The organism is Gracilinema caldarium DSM 7334 (genome assembly GCF_000219725.1).
Classification (GTDB): domain Bacteria; phylum Spirochaetota; class Spirochaetia; order Treponematales; family Breznakiellaceae; genus Gracilinema; species Gracilinema caldarium.
In genome coordinates, this window is sequence record NC_015732.1 from 1,992,941 (window position 1) to 2,010,918 (window position 17,978).

The following is a 17,978-nucleotide window of genomic DNA, read 5'->3' on the forward strand; positions in this document are numbered from 1 at the left end:
AACATTAATCAAGATTTTTTTAAGTAAAAAACAAAATCAATACAAATAAGGCTACCCAATTTTCGGATAGGAATAAAATCTGCTTAATTCTAAGATTTTGAGTAAGACTTATGGTATCTCCTAATAGTATTAATTGTTAGCAGGGATAAAATCAATTCTATATACCTGATGAAAGGTTTCTTTAAGTAACCATCTACCTGATTGATCAAGCTCAAAGGGTAATACTGTATGTGCCGGATCCCTTAGTTGAATAATTGCTCGTTTTGAATCCAAAATCGTAACATGGAAGGATGGATGCGAATTACAGAGTTCTTGTAATGCAAGAAATGCCTGTCGATTTTTTTCTTCTAAAAGAAAAGGGGCTACGTCATCTATTACAGTAACATTATTCATAGTTATCGCTTTACATAAATCGTTATAGGACTTCCGTAACAATTGTTCTTCAGTACTACTACAAGATATAAAAATCGACAAAAATAGCCAAAATAAATTTATAACAATATTATTTTTTTTATTCATATATTAACCATACAATAAATAGGTTGATGGTGCTCATCAACCTATCTCAATAAAGCAAAATTATTTATTGTACTTTACAATCGTGCCTTTAATATGAGCCGTTGCAGGTGCATAAATCCCATAGGTAATACCATTTAAAAGCAAATCGATAAAATTTGCCTCATATTCTATAGAAATATTAACCGCTGCATCACCAGTATATTTTTGAATTTCTCGCTGGATTGCATCATAAATTATTGTATTCATTTTATCTGCAGTGACATTAAAAAGATTGGAACCTCCAGACGCACCTAAAAATTCATGCACCTTTACAGAAATATCAAAGGTTCCTACCGTATTATAACTTGGTATCTCCCGAGTTACCTGTGCACCCTCGAATTTAAAAGTAGTACATGATACAGCAAATAAAACAAGGGATAACAAAACAATTATGCGTATTCCTTTTTTCATTTAACTCTTCCTCCTCACAGTATGTTTAAAACCAAAAGTTTATTAGTAATATAACCTTTCGACTTATATTTTTCAAGATTGTTTACAATTTTATATTTATGCAGTTGTAGACACCTTTCTCAACTGCTCGAGTTTTAAAAAGTGCCCACCATATAATACTTTTTACAACCTTTAAGGTCGCTTATATCTCATCGTTTCCAGGGTAGTTTCACCCCGCTGGACTTCGAACCAGAGATCCTTCTTAGTCTTGTCGTTCAAAAGACGGAAGAAGTCTGGCAGAGTCTTTGCACTCTCACCGTTTACGCCTACTATAATGTCTCCCCGTTGAAGACCCATAACGGCGGCAGGACTCTTGGTAATCACCTCTACAACATAGAGGCCTTTAACCTTGGCATCAAGCTTTAAGGCTTGGCGGATTTCATCATTGATGGGCGTAACGATCATACCGGGCCACAATTTACTGTTGTCCGCCACCACATCGTCCTTCCGTTCATCAATCTTAACCCGAATAGTTTTTTCACTACCGTTGCGGATAACCACAAAGGTAGCCTGTTCACCGGCCTTGAGGTCACCGACCGCAAGTACAAGCTGATCCCGATTTCTGACTTCTTTGTCGTTCAGCTTGATGATATAGTCACCAGGCTGAATACCACCCTTCTCTGCAGGGGACCCAATAAAAATCTGCGAGGCCAGAGCACCCTTCCGGTTTTGAATACCCAGCTCAGCGGCAATGTCTTTATCCGCATCGATGAGGGACACACCAAGCCAGCCATACTTGACCTGTCCCTTGGTAATAAAATCGTCGATGGCCCGTTTAACATTATTGACCGGGATGGAAAAACCGAGCCCTACAGAACCACCGGAAGGAGAGGCGATCCAGGTATTAATGCCGATAACCTCACCCCGAATGTTTACCAATGCGCCACCCGAGTTACCCTGGTTAATGGCCGCATCGGTCTGAATAAAGTCGTTAATATTTCCTGCGGGTCCTCCAGTCCGGCCAACTGCACTGACAATGCCCATGGTCACCGAGGAACTTAACCCCAGAGGGCTGCCTACTGCGATAGCCCAGTCGCCAACCTTTACCTGATCAGAATCGCCAAGAACTGCTACAGGAAAGTTTTCCTTGGACTCAAATGAAATAAGGGCTAGATCTTTTCGTTCATCCTTGCCGACGAGCTTAGCCTTAAATTCCCGACCGTCATTCATGGTTATACTGATCTCAGATGCAGAACCTGCTACATGGTTGTTCGTTAAAACATAGTAGGTTGTTCCGTTCTTTCGAACAATAATCCCGGACCCCACTCCCTTGGATCGATACTCCCGTTCCTGATTTTTTTGATCATTATCCTGAGGGGTACCAAAGAAAAACTCCCAGGGAATACCGTTAAATTGGGGAACCTGCTGTTTTTGAATTTCTACAGTATTAACCTGAACAACTACCGGTAATACCGCATCAGCCACTGAGCGGAAGGCTTTTTGTAGGCTTTCTGCAACCACCAGAGCATCGGAGCTGACCGGGGTTTGCACAGACTGAGCATGAGCCACCTGTTTATCCGCCGGTTTTGCTATGGAAAAGGAAAAGAACGCAAGGGAAAAGCCAAACAACGTGCCGAGTAGTACTAAATTAAAAATAAAAAATTTCTTGGATGAGAGTTTTTCGTACAGAGACATTGTAACCTCCATTCTCTATATATAAATATAATAATTTTTTATGCGGATTGGTTACACTGTTTTATAAAGTGAGTACTTCGGTATGATCTTCAAAAATTGCTACCGTATGCTCCCAATGGCAGGATATTTTTCGGTCCGCTGTTACAACGGTCCAGCCATCGTCAAGGACATCCACCTCAGCGGTTCCCAGATTAATCATCGGTTCGATGGCAATGACAAGCCCCTCTATCATCCGTGGATTGGGTCCCCGAGGATTGTTTGGGACCTGAGGGTCTTCATGGGGCGAAAAACCGACCCCATGGCCGCAATATTGATGAACCACGCCATAACCGTAGCCGGTGGCGTGGTTATACACAGCCCGGGCAATTTGCAGTATCCGGTTGCCAAATCTTGCCTGCTCAATGGCCTTATCCAAACATTCTTTTGTAACCCGATTGAGCTGTTTGGCTTCATCGCTTACCTCGCCAACCTCTATGGTCATAGCCATGTCGCTGAAATATCCCCCAAGATTAATACCGCAATCAAGGGATACTAAATCGCCTGGAACAATTTTTCGTTTGGAAGGAATACCATGAATAACTTCTTCATTTATGGATACACAGAGGGCCGCAGGAAAGGGATTATCATCATCACCATACTGTAAAAAAGCAGGTTTGCCACCGGCCTTTTTTATCCAATGCTGGACCCATTGGTCAAGGTCTCTTGTCTCAACTCCCGGGACTACAAGAGGAGTTAGTTCTTTAAACATAGAGCTGAGCATTTTGCAAGATTCACGAATACCTGCGATCTGTTCTTTGTTTTTCAGTCGTATCATGTACAATTCCCTATTTTGCGGCCAATCCGAGCCGGCGTTTTAACAGGACTACATTAGGAAGCTCTGGATCACGCTCAAGAGCTCCTTGCAGGGCAGTCCTGGCTTCAGCCAGTAAATCGAGGCGTACCAAAGCTTCTGCCATGATCCTCAACCATCGAGCTTCATCTTTACGAGAATACCCTAAATCGATGAGTTCTTCCATACATTCTACGAGGAGCTCATCATCAACAGCATGGTTTAGCTTGGTACGAACCAGGTTTTTTAAAAAGATATCTACCTCATCCATAAAATGACGAAAATAGGGCTTTCGCCGCTCTTCACGGATGATATCAATTAGTAACATGAAAGCTTCATAATAAAGGCCTCGTTTATCCAGTTCTTCTGCAAGAATAAAAGAACAGTCCATCCAATCTTCCCGATCAAGATACGCATCAAGGGGAAAATCGAGACCACCAAGCCCATGCCAGACCTCAAGAGCTTCCTCTTCTTCCAGGTGCAAAAGATCAAAAAAGATAAGTTTTGCCTGACTTTCGGGATCATCCTTCCGTTCTTTTAAAAAAGCACGATAATCGAAGTCATAGTGTTTGGTAAATCGGGTATATGCCCGGTCATACTCTGCCCGCCGTTCCTGGTTCAAAAGGGTCTCATAGGCAGTAAGCAATTTTTGCATTTCATGCTTGCCTGCTTCCCCTGCAATATCAGGATGGACTTTTTTTGCCCGCTCACGAAAGGCCCGTTTTATTTGTTCATCTGAAGCGGATTGCTCTAACCCGAGAATTTGATAGTAATTTTCCACTTATGCGCCAATTCGTTTACCTAGAGCCTCTGCCTGTTCACTATTGATAATAATGTCAGACCAGTTCACAAACATGCCTTCCTTTTCCATGACCCGCATAAGGTTAGTCATAGCTTTAGTCGTCCAAGGAGTGGTTTTTACTAAAAATGCTGCACTTTTTTTCCCCACAAGAGAACTGGCATTAGACAAGACTTTTGGCAGAGCCTCAGGGAGCCGGCCGCCAAAAAGCGAAACCGTTTCAGCGGCAATTACAATATATTCATAACCGGGGAGCCGAACACCATCATCGGTCCAGGCATCAAGTAAATCGATTCGGTGTCCCATAGATTCCATACCTCTGGCAAGAGCTTTAATTGCTTCAGATACAGGGGACTTTTGCTTCTGCGCGTACACAATGGCAATTCTCATGAAGTAAAACTCCTAGGCTTGTTTAAAAAGTTGATCAATATTAGGTTCCTTTACCACAAATACAGAGCACTTTGCATTAACCATAATTTCTCGATGGGAATGGGATATTATATCCCGGGCACTCCGGTCCTTTTCCCATCCACCTAGTACAATAAGGTCAATCTTCCGATCATCAGCAGCGGCAAGGATCTCAGTATATACCGCCCCACGCCGTAGTTCAGTTTCTACTTTTACACCTTTAGTCTTAGCCAATTCAGTGATGAAGGAAAGATATCTGTTCCCATTTGCTTCAAGGCTCTGTTCATATTCTTGACTCTCTTCTTGAATAAAAATTTTACTCAGTGTTAATTGTCGTATCGTTGCTGTGTCGACCACATACACAGCACTAAGTCTGCAATGATACAGCTTGGACATGATTATTGCATATTTAGCCGCATGGATTGATGCATCAGAACCTGAGACAGCAACAAGAATATTTGAAAAGAGAGGTCCCATCATTCTTTACCAGCCTTCCTTTTTAATAGCTTACTGGAAAAAAAAGCTTCCCGCTCCCGTTCTTCCAAAGATGACTCAATATACGATTTAGTTTCCCGGGCGGTTGGAATAACCTGTTTTTCTAGAGCATTAACCCGTCGTTGTGTCTTTCGCACCTCCCGGGCTAATCGCCACGCAATAGTCCGCACCGCGGCTAATTCTGTAAGGATCTTGAGGAGCTCATAGAATTCTACCACGGTTTCATCACATTCGGCAAATGAATTCGCTGGTGAATAGGTAAGTTCAAGGTCAGAAAGTTTTACATCCAGACTTGGCAGATTCATCCCGGCAATCATAACCCGTTTTTCCTGCAGTTCAACCCGTTGTCGGCTATGCCGACTGAGCCTATCAGCCTTTTCCCTCCCCATAACTAAAAGCATTTTTTTAAGGGCAGGATAAGCTGTAGCTATTTTTTTATCCAGATCCCGTTCAAGAATTTTAATGGACTCTACAGTCTGCATCAATTCCATGACAAGAATTTCCCGTTTTTGTTCAAGGAGATCATAGCCTTCTAGGGCAATTGCAAGTCGTTCCTTTACTTTGATGAGATTGCTCTTAGTTGGTGCAATCTGTTCCCGTGCCATGGATTATCTCCCCCGGTTTCCTGCGTTGCGAAGTCGCCCTTTTTCTGGATCTTCTTCGTCAAGATCTTCCTGATTCTGTGGTGATTGAGCAATAATGGGATCTAGATATTTATGAAGTAATTCCTCTTTAATTCTCAGTAACTCTTCCCGCGGCAGAAGGCTAAGAAGCTTCCATCCTAGATCAAGGGTCGTTTCTATACTGCGATCTTCATACTCTCCCTGGGAGAGAAAATCCTGCTCAAAATGTTCACCAAAGACAAGATAGTGTTTGTCCAATGCGGACAATTCCTCTTCCCCAATAATGGAGGCCAAATTACGGACTGACTTAACCCGTGAATAGGCTGCAAAGAGCTGGCTAGAAACATCCTTGTGATCTTCCCGGGTCATACCAGGACCGATACCATCTTTCATGAGCCGTGAAAGACTTGGAAGCCCCGCAACCGGGGGATATACTCCCCGTTGAGTCAGTTCCCTATCGAGTACAATCTGTCCTTCGGTAATATAGCCAGAGAGGTCGGGGATGGGATGGCTTATATCATCGTTTGGCATTGTTAAAATAGGAATTTGGGTAATTGAACCGGAGGATCCCTGAATTTTACCCGCCCGTTCATAGAGAGAAGCCAGATCAGAATAGAGATATCCTGGATACCCTTTACGGCTTGGAACCTCTCCACGGATGGAAGAAACTTCCCGCAGGGCTTCGCAATAGTTGGTCATGTCGGTCATAACAACCAGGACATGCATGTTCTGTTCATAAGCAAGATATTCCGCTGCAGTAAGGGCACAGCGGGGTGTAATGAGCCGCTCGATCGACGGGGCATCCGCCAAAGACAGAAAGACCACCACATTAGCCAGTACACCTGTCCGCTCAAAATCATCCAGAAAAAAACGGGCCACATCATACTTTACGCCCATGGCGGCGAAGACCACCACAAAGGATTCGTCGGCACTGCGTATTTTAGACTGTCGAACAATCTGGGCTGCCAGGCGATTATGAGGAAGACCGTTTCCAGAAAAAATAGGAAGCTTTTGCCCCCGGATAAGGGTATTCATCCCATCTATCGCAGATATACCCGTCTGGATAAAGTCCCTGGGATAGACCCGCGCATAGGGATTGATGGGGAGCCCATTGATATCCCGCATATCAGAAGAAAATATTTCGCCAAACCCATCGATAGTCCGGCCAAGACCATCAAACACCCGGCCTAACAATCCCGTACCGACCCGGAGTTCCATGGGCCGGTCGAGAAATTCCACCCGGGAATCATCCGCGGAAAGCCCAGTACTTGAACCAAACACCTGAATGGCGGCCCAATCCTCACTAAGGTCAACAACCCTCCCAAGCCGTCGATTCTGGTCTCGACCATATACCGCAACAACCTCACCAAACCCAACGCCTTTGCTACGTTTTGTAATAACCACAGGGCCTTCGATTCGTTCCAGGTGTTTATATTCAATCCCCCTCATAGGACAGCCTCCTTGGTCTTGTATTTCTGTTCTAGAGCTTCAAGGCTGTCTCGCATCTCTCGTTCAAAGGTAATAAAGGCTTCTTTATCATCATTTTTAATTTCGCTCTTAAGCCGTGCAAGCTTTTCCCGTATTGGCAGAGCTGTAATCGTCATAAGGGGTGCCCCTAACTTGATAATCCCCATAGCCCGTTCATGGAACTCGACTATAAGAGCGAGTATATGGATCTGTTTGTCCGGAACACAATACATATCTATTTCATCGAAGGAGTTCTGCTGAAGGAACCCATTTTTAATAATGTCTGCAGTAATAAGGATGAGTTTCTGGTCATCCGGCAGTGCATCAGGACCAATAAGACGCACAATTTCTGAAAGGCGCTGTTCCTTTTTCAGCAATTCCAGAGCAGAACGGCGTAATTTGGACCAGAGCGGATTTACCCGCTCCCACCAGGGTTGTACTTCTTCAGCGTATTCAGAATAACTATCGATCCAGCTGATCGCTGGATAATGGCGGGCATTTGCCAGTTCCCGATCCAGGGCCCAGAAACATCGAATAAAGCGTTTTGTATGTTGGGTTACAGGCTCTGAAAAATCACCTCCCGGCGGGGAAACCGCACCAATAATGGAGACTGAACCTTCCCGGTTACTAAAGGTGTTAACCCGCCCTGCCCGTTCATAAAATTCGGCCAGCCGCGTGGGGAGATATGCTGGAAATCCTTCCTCTGCAGGCATTTCTTCCATACGACCTGAAAGCTCACGAAGGGCCTCAGCCCAGCGGCTCGTGGAATCGGCCATAATAGCGACATGGTAACCCATATCACGGTAAAACTCTGCCAGGGTAACACCGGTATATATTGATACTTCTCGGGCTGCTACAGGCATGTTAGAAGTATTCGCAATTAGAATGGTCCGTTCCATGAGAGAACGGCCAGAGCGAGGATCGATAAGATGAGGGAATTCGGTCAGTACATCGGTCATTTCATTACCCCGTTCACCACAGCCAATGTACACGATAACATCTGCATCGCACCATTTTGCAATGGCATGTTGGGTCATGGTCTTACCCGTACCGAAACCACCGGGAATTGCAGCGGTACCACCCTTTGAAAGGGGGAACAACACATCGATGACCCTAAGTCCCGTTAATAGGGGTGTATCGGGAGCAAGTTTTTTTGCTACTGGCCGAGGTAAACGAACGGGCCACCATTGGGCAATTGGAATATCCTTTCCCGTTGCGGTCTTTGCAATGCTTTGCATGCAGGTATATTCACCTAAACTGGCCAGTTCCACCAAAGGACTCCCTGCGGCTTCCGGGGGAACCATAATCTTGCAGGTAATACTTTCAGTTTCCCTGATAGTACCTAGCACCATCCCAGTAGAAGCAATTACTTCCTGTTTTTTTGTGAGCTTTTCGGAAAGCTCTGGTTCGGGGACAAATTCCCATTTCTTTGTAAGATCCAGGGCTTCACCCCTGGATCCTGGTTTTAAGAAAGGACCGTCCTGTTGATACAGTGTATCGAGGGGGCGCTGTATTCCATCATAAATCGTTCCAATAAGACCAGGACCCAGCAATACAGAAAGGGGACGCCCTGTAGAACGGGCTACTGAACCAACCTTAAGGCCTGTATCATCCTCATAAACCTGAATTACCGCATCATCACCTTCGATCCGAATTATTTCGCCGATTATTTTATTCTCTCCAACCTCAACCACATCAAAAAGGCCAGCCCCGCCTAGCCCTTTTACCCGAACAATAGGGCCGGAAACTCGGTGTATGCGTCCTTCAATCATTGATCACTCCCTTTCCCAGCAATGCAACAGCAAGTTCTGAACGTTTATCCAACAAGAGCTGATCGATTACTGCTTTAAATGAAACCACCACACGAAGATTCACAGTTTCACAAATAATTTCTGGATAGAGAATCTTGTCAGACCAAGTGCATTCGGAAGCATAGTTTATTGTAGTATGAGGTAATACTGCAAGAAGCAACTGATCTGCTTCTTCTTTCAGCAATCCATGAACGGAAACTGAAACACTCTTGTCTTCTTCAGGAAAACCACCCATTCCTGAAACAATAGTATATTTACTCGCCAATTCTTGCCGTACTAAAGAGAGTATACGATCTCTTGACAGGGAAGCACAAAATTCTGAGGCAGCCTGTCGTAATAAACGTTCCGACCGTTCGGAACGAAGGCGATGCTTATCGAGGGGAAGCCGGGCCATTATTTCCCCTTCTGTTTTTTTTGTCCGATCATGATAGACCTGTTCAAGAACTGCGAGATCAGTTTTTAATTTTTCATTCCATCGTTCTTTTATAGAAAGGATTGTCTGCTCAGCAGTCTTTAAAATACGATCTGCCTTTTTTCGAGCATCCTCTAATATTTCTCTATCCAGTGCTTCCGTCGACCGTAATTCTTCCATACAACGTTCCCAAACTAAATGTGAATACCGATGGCTTCTCGAATGGCATCTATCAAAGTTTTTCTACCTTCTATATGGCCTATAATTCCCGGAATTTCGACCACTAAAGGATATCTGCCCGATAACTGCCAATCTATAAGATCACTTCCTAACCATACAACCACTTCTTCGGTAAGAATGAGTACTTTATAGCTCGCTTCCTGTGGCAGTAGAACAGACCCATCTGCCACTTCTCCACGGGTACAGCGGCGAAAGGCGGTAAGAGCTTCAGAAGGGGACATAACTGCAGCCCCATCGATACCAATAAAGCGAAACGCAGTGAGCAGCTCCGCATCCCCAATAAAAAAGTATTCCACAGTCCGTAAGCTATATCAGAAGAATAAACAGGGCGACCAGGAATCCCCAGAGACAAATACCCTCAGCCAAACCAGCATAGGGCAAAGCTTTACCGGAAAGCTCAGGATTTTCGCTCATAGCGCCCATAGCGGCCGCTCCGATTTGACCTACCGCAATACCACCAGCAATACAAGCGATACCCACCGCAAGAGCTGCGGCAATATACTTCCATTGAGTTGTATTTGCGGTAGCTGCAGCGGTTTTTGTGGGTTCCTGCTGCGCTTCCTGGGCAAACATCAAGCTACCCATGGCAGTAGACAGCAACAACATTGAAATTAAAATAAAACGTTTCATTGTTCAACCTCCCTCTGGAACCGGAATGGCTTATAACGGATACCGGTTTCAGTAAAAAATTTGCTGAAAAATTCGTAATATTGTAATCGAACGACCTGGATAGCCACGATCATTCCCTCAAGCACAATAATAATGAGGTTTCCAAACACAGCCACGAGGATCCCCATTACAGGCCCTACGATAGCTTGTTTTGCAACCATTGAAGAAAGGGTAAATACAATAAAAGAAAGAACCGCATGAGACAAAGCAAAAGCCCCTACCCGTAAAAAACTGACTGTATTGGAAACGTAGGTAGATATGGTTTCTAAAATTTCAACAAAACCTTCCATAAAAAATACCATAAACCCATGTTCCATAACAGGTTTTTTACGGGTTAACAATCGATACAGAACCGGTCCCCAAAAAATGAACACCGGTGGCACCGCCAGAGCTACTACATCAAAGCAGTGTAAAGACTGTCCGAGAATGACCCTCACGGCCATAAAAATGGCATACCAAAAGAAGAGTGCTCCTGCTAGCCCTGTCTTTGCAAAAAAAGCCTTTTCATAATTCTTTAAAGTAATCTGGTTAATTATATTGATGACAAGGCCAATCGAGTTGATAAGCACCCCAACTCCAATGGTGAAACCAAAAAAGATAAAAAGTTTTTCCATACTGCCCTTTTCTGGCATAAGGGTTAAAATTCTGTCTACAGGATGCCCAGTTAATACACTGGTTATAATTCTTGTTGGACGGATAAGCAATTCCTCGTTAGCAAACACTTCTCCATCTAAAAAACCCATTAACATGGATGAAATGCCTACTGCGATGAGTGGCGTAGAGTAAATTCTGAACCTTTTAAGAGCTTGTATACCCTTCCGGCTTGTCGCAAGCCCAAGCATAAACAGTACAAATCCTTGCCCTACATCCCCAAACATAATACCAAATAAAAGGGTAAAAATGAATGCGACAAAAGGGGTAGGATCAATTGTCCCATACAGAGGAGCCCCATAAGAGAAAACAACACCTTGGAATCCTTGGACAAAATTTCCATGATCCAGTGATACGGGGACTTTTTCTTCTCCATCGAGGACCTTTTTTCGTTCCTCTGGACTAAAGCTTCGTACCGATAATCTCCCATCGGTGAGCGCAGTCAGATCCCGAACCATGGAATTAAGTTCTGATGCTGGCACCCATCCGGCAAGTAAATAAGCATTTTTTGAAGCCCGTAGAGAACTTTTCAGGGTTTCAACAAGAGAAGCCAGCGTAAAATTGTTATAAAGTCGCTGCAAAACAGGTAATAATTCATCGGAAACAGCATTTTTTTCTGCAAGAATCGATGCAAGTTCTTGTTTATTATTTTGTAAAGAAGTTTCCAGCCCTTCAAGAAGATCTTCTGGGACACCAGAAAATCCTTCTGGAATTGATAGGGGCCTGAAAGAGACCTTTTTAAGTTCCGTATCCAAGGCAAAGCGACCTTTTCGTGAAGAAGCAACAACCACCTTATTACCATCATTTAGTGGAATTATGACAGCCCTATCACCTAAGACTTTGCTGATTGCTTCTTGACCCTGTGGATCTAGATGTCCAATTCGGAGGGTAAGATAAGAAAGCTGATCTAAATTGGAAAATGGAGCTTTTAGGTTCGCAAAAGCCCTCGCTTCATGAAGGGTTTCTTCCAGAGTATTAACCTGTTGAGTCTTTTCAGATTCTCTAATTCTAAGACTATCTATGCGTGCACTCAATGATTCTAGAATCTGTTCATCACGATCACTGGGCAACTGGGCAAGTTCTCCAGAAAAAGCTGCTTGTATCTGTTTAAATAGTTCCAGATACCCAGCTAAATCCTCAAGCTTTTCAAGCTGCTTTTTGATTTTTTCAGATTGATCTAGCGTATCAGCATTATCCTGATACTTTACATTTTGATTTGTATCATCCAAGGAAAGATGCAGAATTTCTTTCCTGCCCAGATACTCTATAACCACATCTACATCCCGGGATAATACATAAATCTCAACATATTTCATGGGCCGGGGACGAATCACGGCAGAACCTCCAACATGGTAAGCACCTCTCGTCCAGATAATCCGAGAGAGATACCTTCAGCAAGGCTTATGAGCAGATCTTCTTCGAATTGCTTCAGCTTAATAAAACATGCGGTTGTATTTAATGAAAAGGGGCTTCTGCGAAAAAAGATACGGGCTTTTTTATAAAGATATAAAGCAGCCTTCCGTTGCACATAAGGAATATCAAGATGCCAGAAAGTTCCCGGCTCTTCAGGATTTAATAAAGCTGCATATTCAAAAGAAGACCAGGAAGCATATTGATCAACAGGCTTATCAATAGAGGATAAAGCTGTTTTTACCATAGAACGTTTACCATCATAAATAGTAAGTAGAAAGTCTTTAATGTCCGCTGTATCAAATTGATAATAATGTTTTAACCGTAGTGCCCACAGCACATTTTTAAGTTGAATTTCTTCAGCAATAATCTCTTTAATATAGTGTAAACTTGGGTCAGCAGTATGTCGTAAGGCTTCCCACAACTTTGAATAATATCGTTTATCCAATTCAGCATGTAATCGAATATTTTCAGACTGATTAGTCGGTACTTGAGCAAGTATCCATTCAAAATCGGTTCCTGACAACATAGCTTGTAATTCTGGGTAGGCATTAAAACGTACCGTAGTAAACCGGCCTAGATCAGTATGAGAAGGGGGGGAAGATTCTTTATCTAGAAGCGCTGAGATAAGCAATTTTAGGTCTGCATATTCATAGCTACGGATTAACAATGTAATGAATTCAGGTATATGTTGCTGAGTATTTACTAACGAGTTGATCTGATGGATTGTTCTTGCGATTATTTTTTGTTCAATACGTACCAATAATTCCCGTTCCGGGAGTTCTTCATACGTATCTGGGAAAAGCAACCGGTCCAGATCTGATAAGCGATTGATATCCTGCAAGCGCCGTACACGGGGGCCGACAAAAGATGAACCTATGATACCACAGGCTTTTGCATAAATATAGGCCCTTTCGGCGGTTGTTTTCATTCCAATCTTCCCCCGAACAGTAGTTGTTGTATCAATTCATTAAAAGCCTGATACTGTACGGGTTGGTCTTCTAATTCCTTTTGATAGGTCTGTAAAAGGTCTCGATACTTCTTTTTTACATGAGCTACCGCATCCACATAGCTCTTTTCATATTCTAAAGACTTTGATTTATAATTTTTATCGTACTCTTCTCTACTTACCTTTTCCTGTTCTGCAATTCTTCGATCTGCTTCTTTTTGAGCTTCCAGAACTAGCGTTGATGCTTCATTTTCTATATCTAAAAGATGCTGTAGAACATCCTGTTCAATCATAACAACCTTCTTTAACTTAAGGCAATTAAAACATCCTCATACTTTTTAATAACCCCATGGGCACTCTGGGATGAATTTTGGGCAACCAAATCAGTGTAAAATTGAGGATTATCCAACAATTCAGCGAGGCGTTTCAGTAATCTGAGGTGCTTTTCAGAATCCTTTTGAGGTGCCAGCATTAAAAATAGCAGATATACTGGTTCACCATCGAGGGCTTCATAGTCGACGCCCTTTTTTGAAATACCCAGAACACCGTACACTCGATCAACTGCATTGGTCTTTCCATGGGGTATGGCAATTCCCTTTTTTATCCCTGTAGACATCTTAGATTCACGGTCATGGATTGCGGCGAGGATTTCATCACGGGCAGAAGAATTGGTCACCTGACAAAAGAGATCTACTAGTTCTTCAAATGCTTCATCTTTATCTTCTGCTTCAAGTCCTACTTTAATTAATTCTGGGGGAAATGTTTCATGTAGAAGCACCGCCGCCTCCTTGTTTTACTGACCGCTCGAAGAATTCGTAGATGCAGGCTCGGTTCCAGCTGGAACTGTTGTTTGAGTCTGATCATTCCACCATTCAGAATTTGCTGTGGTTTCAAGCTGTTGTGCAGCCGCCTTCACACCCTTATCACTGGGAGTTCGGTTGATAAGAGCCAGAGAAAAACTGAGGATCAGAAACAAGGCCCCAAGGATAGAAGTGGTCTTGGTTAAAACATTCCCTGAACGGGAACCAAAGGCAGAATTGCTGCCACCGGCAAAAACACCACCAAGAGAATCCCCCTCTTCATTTTGAACTAGTACAATAAGTATTAATAAGATTGCAACAATTACAAATAAAACAAGTAATAATACATTAATTAAACCCATCGATATCACTCCATAATAAAGCTAACGGCCATTCTATCGAATGGCCGTTGTTTATTCAAGGGTTTTTATGCAAACTTTGCAATAGGTACGAAGGTTTCAGCCTTAAGGGCGGCACCTCCAACCAGAGCCCCATCTATATTTGGCTTTGCCATGAGCTGGGCTGCATTTTCTGGTTTTACCGAACCACCATACTGGATACAGATAGACTGAGCAGCGGCTTCACCATAGAGCTTTCCGATAACCTTACGAACGAAAGCATGGATTGCATCTGCATCTTCCGGTGTAGCGGTTTTACCGGTACCAATAGCCCAGACAGGCTCATAGGCAATAGTTACCCGTTTAAGTTCTTCCGTAGTAACACCCTCGAGCCCTTTGACGGTCTGAGTCTCACAAACCGCTTCAGCTTTACCGGCTTCCCGCTCTTCCAGAAGTTCGCCGATACAGAGAATTACTTCAAGGCCATGTTTCAGAGCGAGACGAACCTTTTTGTTGATCAGTGCATCATCTTCTTTATAGAGGTGACGGCGTTCACTATGACCAAGAATAACAGCCTGAACACCCAGATCTTTCAGCTGGAGAACAGATACTTCTCCAGTATGGGCACCCTGTTCTTCGGCGGCCATATTCTGTGCACCTAACATGATATTGGTACCGGCAACAATCTTTCCAACAGTCTCCAGAGCGGTAAAGCTAGGAGCAACCAGGTATTTGTGTTTTCCATCTTTCAATTGGGCAACCAGGGCTTGAGCAAGCTCGGCAGCTTCGGCACGGGTTTTATGCATTTTCCAGTTACCCGCAATAAAATAATTGCGCATCCCTATCTCCTACAGTAAATTAACGGCAAACTTCGATGCCTGGTAGCTTCTTGCCTTCCAGTAATTCAAGAGAAGCTCCACCACCGGTGGATACATGGCTCATCTTGTCGGCTAGACCAAATTTGTTAACCGCTGCGACCGAATCACCACCACCTACCACCGTAGTAGCACCACGGGCAGTTGCTTCAGCGACCATCTTTGCGACTTCGCCAGTTCCCTTGGCAAAATTTTCAAACTCAAAAACGCCAACCGGACCATTCCAGACAATGGTCTTTGCCTTAGCAAGAACTTCTCTGTACTTAGCAAGGGTTTTTGGTCCTACATCGAGACCCATAAGGCCATCGGGGACATCGATGCTGTCTATAGCGACAGGAGTTGCATTGGCATCGAATTTATCTGCACAGACATGATCCACAGGAAGCACAATCTCAGCACCTACTTTTTGAGCAGCGGCAAGGATGCTCTTAGCCGTATCAAGCTGATCGTCTTCCACTAGGGAGGAACCGACCGTATGACCCTGGGCTTTCAGGAAGGTATAGGCCATACCGCCGCCAATAACGAGGGCGGAAGCATTTTTAAGAAGGCTTTCGAGAACCGCAATCTTAGAAGAAACCTTAGCACCGCCAATGATAGCCACCAGGGGTTTTACAGGACTGGTTACAATGGGTTCCAGGTAATTGACTTCCTTTTCCATGAGGAAGCCGCCAACCGAAACAGGCACAAATTTCGCAATAGATGCGGTGGATGCATGATCCCGATGGGCAGTACCGAAGGCATCGTTTACAAACACTTCGCCATAACTTGCAAGTTCCTTTGCCAGCTTATCCCGTTCTGCAGCATCTTCGCTGGTCTCTTCTTTGTGGAAGCGGGTATTTTCCAGCATAATGATGGAACCCTCGGGTTGAGATTCGATGAAGGCCTTTTTACCGAAGCAGCTATCTTCACCGGCGAAAACGACGGGTTTACCCAGTTTCTGGGAAAGATATGCTGCAACAGGAGCCATCCGATGTTTACCAGCAATATATGCGGCCTCATCAAAGGTTTTACCATCCTTTTCAGCCTTTTCCTTTGCTTTTTTCATATCCTTTTTAGGGTCTCCCAGGTGGCTCATGAGAACAAGGCTTTTGGCCCCCTGGTCCAACACATACTTAATGGTGGGAATTGCGGCAACAATTCGGGTATCATCCTGTACTTTGCCATCCTTCATGGGCACATTAAAATCAACCCGCATTACAACCCGTTTACCTTTAAGGTTTACATCACGCACTGTCTTAATCATGGTATCCTCCATAAAATAAAAAAGCCCCGGCCTACATGGACGGGGCCTACCCCAAAACCGTAGGCCGTACGGTTTTGGGGCAACAATTTAGTCCCGGTTTGCATATAAAATCAAACCGGTGTATAGATCTTACATTTTTGCCATGTGGCGGAGCAGACCAACAACGCGGTTTGAGTAGCCCCATTCATTGTCATACCAGGATACAACCTTGAAGAAGCGTTTTTCGCCGGGCAGGTTGTTCTGGAGGGTAGCCAGGCTGTCATAGATAGAAGACCGGGAATCGTGGATGAAGTCGGTGGATACCACTTCTTCATTGCAGTACCCAAGGATGTCCTTGAGGTAGGTCTCGGAGGCCTTCTTCATCAGGCTGTCAATTTCTTCGATAGAGGTATCCCGTGCAGCGGTGAAGGTGAGGTCCACCACGGAAACAGTGGGGGTGGGTACGCGGAAGGACATACCAGTAAGTTTACCCTTGGTTTCGGGAAGCACTTCACCAACGGCTTTAGCAGCACCAGTTGTAGAGGGGATGATATTGATTGCCGCAGCGCGGCCACCCCGCCAGTCCTTCTTGGAAACGCCGTCTACGGTCTTTTGGGTAGCGGTATAGGAGTGGATGGTGGTCATAAGACCCTTTTCTATACCAATCCCTTCCTTCATGATAACATGTACAATCGGAGCAAGACAGTTGGTGGTACAGGAAGCGTTGGACACCACATCGTGCTTGGAAGGATCATACTTCTCATGGTTAACACCCATTACAAAGGTGGGGATCTTCTTGGTTTCATCAGCGCTCTTGGCGGGAGCAGAGATGATAACCTTCTTAGCTCCAGCTTCCAGGTGGCCCCAGGCTTTTTCGTTGCAGAAAAGACCGGTGGATTCGATAACATATTCAACACCGAGCTTGCCCCAGGGCAGGTTCTTCAGCTCTTTTTCAGCCATAATACACTTAATTTCATGGCCATTGACTACAAGGATATCATCTTCAGCCAGGGAAGGATCACTTTTCTTGGAAGAAATGTTAGCCTTCATCTTACCCTGGGTGGAATCATACTTAAGCTGATATGCAAAATACCGAGCATCGGTAGCCACATCGACCACCGCCACTACATCAATCTTGTCCTTTCCGAGCATTCCCTGGTCAACAATCGCCTGGAATACCAGCCGGCCAATACGACCGAAACCATTAATTGCTATCTTCATACATATACCTCCAAATCGGTAATTTTATAATGAAACAGTACGCAAAAACAAAAAAAGTGTCAACCGGCAGAAATAATTTCTACTATATGTAATGGATTGCACAAAATTGAAGCATC

General features: G+C 44.1%; 21 protein-coding genes. All 21 read right to left on the reverse strand.

Annotation, left to right across the window (positions count from 1 at the left end; translation table 11 throughout):
• Positions 1-129 precede the first annotated feature (129 nt).
• Complete coding sequence (locus tag SPICA_RS09200) at positions 130-519, reverse strand: hypothetical protein (protein ID WP_013969236.1); 390 nt, start codon at positions 517-519, stop codon at positions 130-132.
• A gap of 60 nt (positions 520-579) precedes the next feature.
• A complete protein-coding gene (locus SPICA_RS09205; protein ID WP_013969237.1) occupies positions 580-969 on the reverse strand; it encodes a Bor/Iss family lipoprotein in 390 nt (129 codons plus the stop codon).
• A 171-nt stretch (positions 970-1,140) separates the two neighbouring features.
• Positions 1,141-2,643: a DegQ family serine endoprotease gene (locus SPICA_RS09210; protein WP_013969238.1), complete on the reverse strand. Its 1,503-nt coding sequence runs from the start codon at positions 2,641-2,643 to the stop codon at positions 1,141-1,143.
• A gap of 61 nt (positions 2,644-2,704) precedes the next feature.
• Positions 2,705-3,457 (reverse strand): type I methionyl aminopeptidase, encoded by a 753-nt coding sequence (gene map, locus SPICA_RS09215; RefSeq protein ID WP_013969239.1) that lies wholly within the window; start codon positions 3,455-3,457, stop codon positions 2,705-2,707.
• 10 nt (positions 3,458-3,467) lie between these two features.
• Entirely contained in the window at positions 3,468-4,253 is a 786-nt protein-coding gene (locus SPICA_RS09220; protein WP_013969240.1) for a J domain-containing protein, read from the reverse strand.
• The gene (locus tag SPICA_RS09225; RefSeq protein WP_013969241.1) at positions 4,254-4,661 is read right to left on the reverse strand and encodes a hypothetical protein; all 408 of its coding nucleotides are present in this window, start codon (positions 4,659-4,661) and stop codon (positions 4,254-4,256) included.
• 12 nt (positions 4,662-4,673) lie between these two features.
• Positions 4,674-5,159, reverse strand: a complete 486-nt coding sequence (locus SPICA_RS09230; RefSeq protein WP_013969242.1) for a universal stress protein — start codon at positions 5,157-5,159, stop codon at positions 4,674-4,676.
• Positions 5,156-5,779 (reverse strand): V-type ATP synthase subunit D, encoded by a 624-nt coding sequence (locus SPICA_RS09235; RefSeq protein WP_013969243.1) that lies wholly within the window; start codon positions 5,777-5,779, stop codon positions 5,156-5,158. The genes SPICA_RS09230 and SPICA_RS09235 overlap by 4 nt, the downstream gene beginning before the upstream one ends.
• 3 nt (positions 5,780-5,782) lie before the next feature.
• Entirely contained in the window at positions 5,783-7,246 is a 1,464-nt protein-coding gene (locus SPICA_RS09240) for a V-type ATP synthase subunit B (protein ID WP_013969244.1), read from the reverse strand.
• On the reverse strand, positions 7,243-9,036 hold the full coding sequence (locus SPICA_RS09245; RefSeq protein ID WP_013969245.1) for a V-type ATP synthase subunit A: 1,794 nt from the start codon (positions 9,034-9,036) through the stop codon (positions 7,243-7,245). Before SPICA_RS09245 ends, SPICA_RS09240 begins: the two co-directional genes overlap by 4 nt.
• Entirely contained in the window at positions 9,029-9,667 is a 639-nt protein-coding gene (locus SPICA_RS09250) for a hypothetical protein (RefSeq protein ID WP_013969246.1), read from the reverse strand. Before SPICA_RS09250 ends, SPICA_RS09245 begins: the two co-directional genes overlap by 8 nt.
• Before the next feature lie 14 nt (positions 9,668-9,681).
• Positions 9,682-10,023, reverse strand: coding sequence for a V-type ATP synthase subunit F (locus SPICA_RS09255; RefSeq protein ID WP_013969247.1), 342 nt, complete (start codon positions 10,021-10,023; stop codon positions 9,682-9,684).
• 10 nt (positions 10,024-10,033) lie between these two features.
• Positions 10,034-10,357 (reverse strand): ATP synthase subunit C, encoded by a 324-nt coding sequence (locus SPICA_RS09260; RefSeq protein WP_013969248.1) that lies wholly within the window; start codon positions 10,355-10,357, stop codon positions 10,034-10,036.
• Positions 10,354-12,381 carry a V-type ATP synthase subunit I gene (locus tag SPICA_RS09265; RefSeq protein WP_013969249.1) on the reverse strand — a complete coding sequence of 676 codons (2,028 nt, stop codon included), beginning with the start codon at positions 12,379-12,381 and terminating at the stop codon, positions 10,354-10,356. The genes SPICA_RS09260 and SPICA_RS09265 overlap by 4 nt, the downstream gene beginning before the upstream one ends.
• Positions 12,378-13,388, reverse strand: coding sequence for a V0D/AC39 family V-type ATPase subunit (locus tag SPICA_RS09270; RefSeq protein ID WP_013969250.1), 1,011 nt, complete (start codon positions 13,386-13,388; stop codon positions 12,378-12,380). Before SPICA_RS09270 ends, SPICA_RS09265 begins: the two co-directional genes overlap by 4 nt.
• Entirely contained in the window at positions 13,385-13,699 is a 315-nt protein-coding gene (locus SPICA_RS09275) for a hypothetical protein (protein ID WP_013969251.1), read from the reverse strand. The genes SPICA_RS09270 and SPICA_RS09275 overlap by 4 nt, the downstream gene beginning before the upstream one ends.
• Before the next feature lie 11 nt (positions 13,700-13,710).
• Positions 13,711-14,184 carry a PTS sugar transporter subunit IIA gene (locus SPICA_RS09280; RefSeq protein ID WP_013969252.1) on the reverse strand — a complete coding sequence of 158 codons (474 nt, stop codon included), beginning with the start codon at positions 14,182-14,184 and terminating at the stop codon, positions 13,711-13,713.
• Between the two features lie 15 nt (positions 14,185-14,199).
• Complete coding sequence (gene secG, locus SPICA_RS09285; protein WP_013969253.1) at positions 14,200-14,568, reverse strand: preprotein translocase subunit SecG; 369 nt, start codon at positions 14,566-14,568, stop codon at positions 14,200-14,202.
• 65 nt (positions 14,569-14,633) lie between these two features.
• Positions 14,634-15,383: a triose-phosphate isomerase gene (gene tpiA, locus SPICA_RS09290; protein ID WP_013969254.1), complete on the reverse strand. Its 750-nt coding sequence runs from the start codon at positions 15,381-15,383 to the stop codon at positions 14,634-14,636.
• 19 nt (positions 15,384-15,402) lie between these two features.
• A complete protein-coding gene (locus SPICA_RS09295) occupies positions 15,403-16,662 on the reverse strand; it encodes a phosphoglycerate kinase (RefSeq protein ID WP_013969255.1) in 1,260 nt (419 codons plus the stop codon).
• 129 nt (positions 16,663-16,791) lie between these two features.
• Positions 16,792-17,862 (reverse strand): type I glyceraldehyde-3-phosphate dehydrogenase, encoded by a 1,071-nt coding sequence (gene gap / locus SPICA_RS09300; protein ID WP_013969256.1) that lies wholly within the window; start codon positions 17,860-17,862, stop codon positions 16,792-16,794.
• Positions 17,863-17,978: the final 116 nt, after the last annotated feature.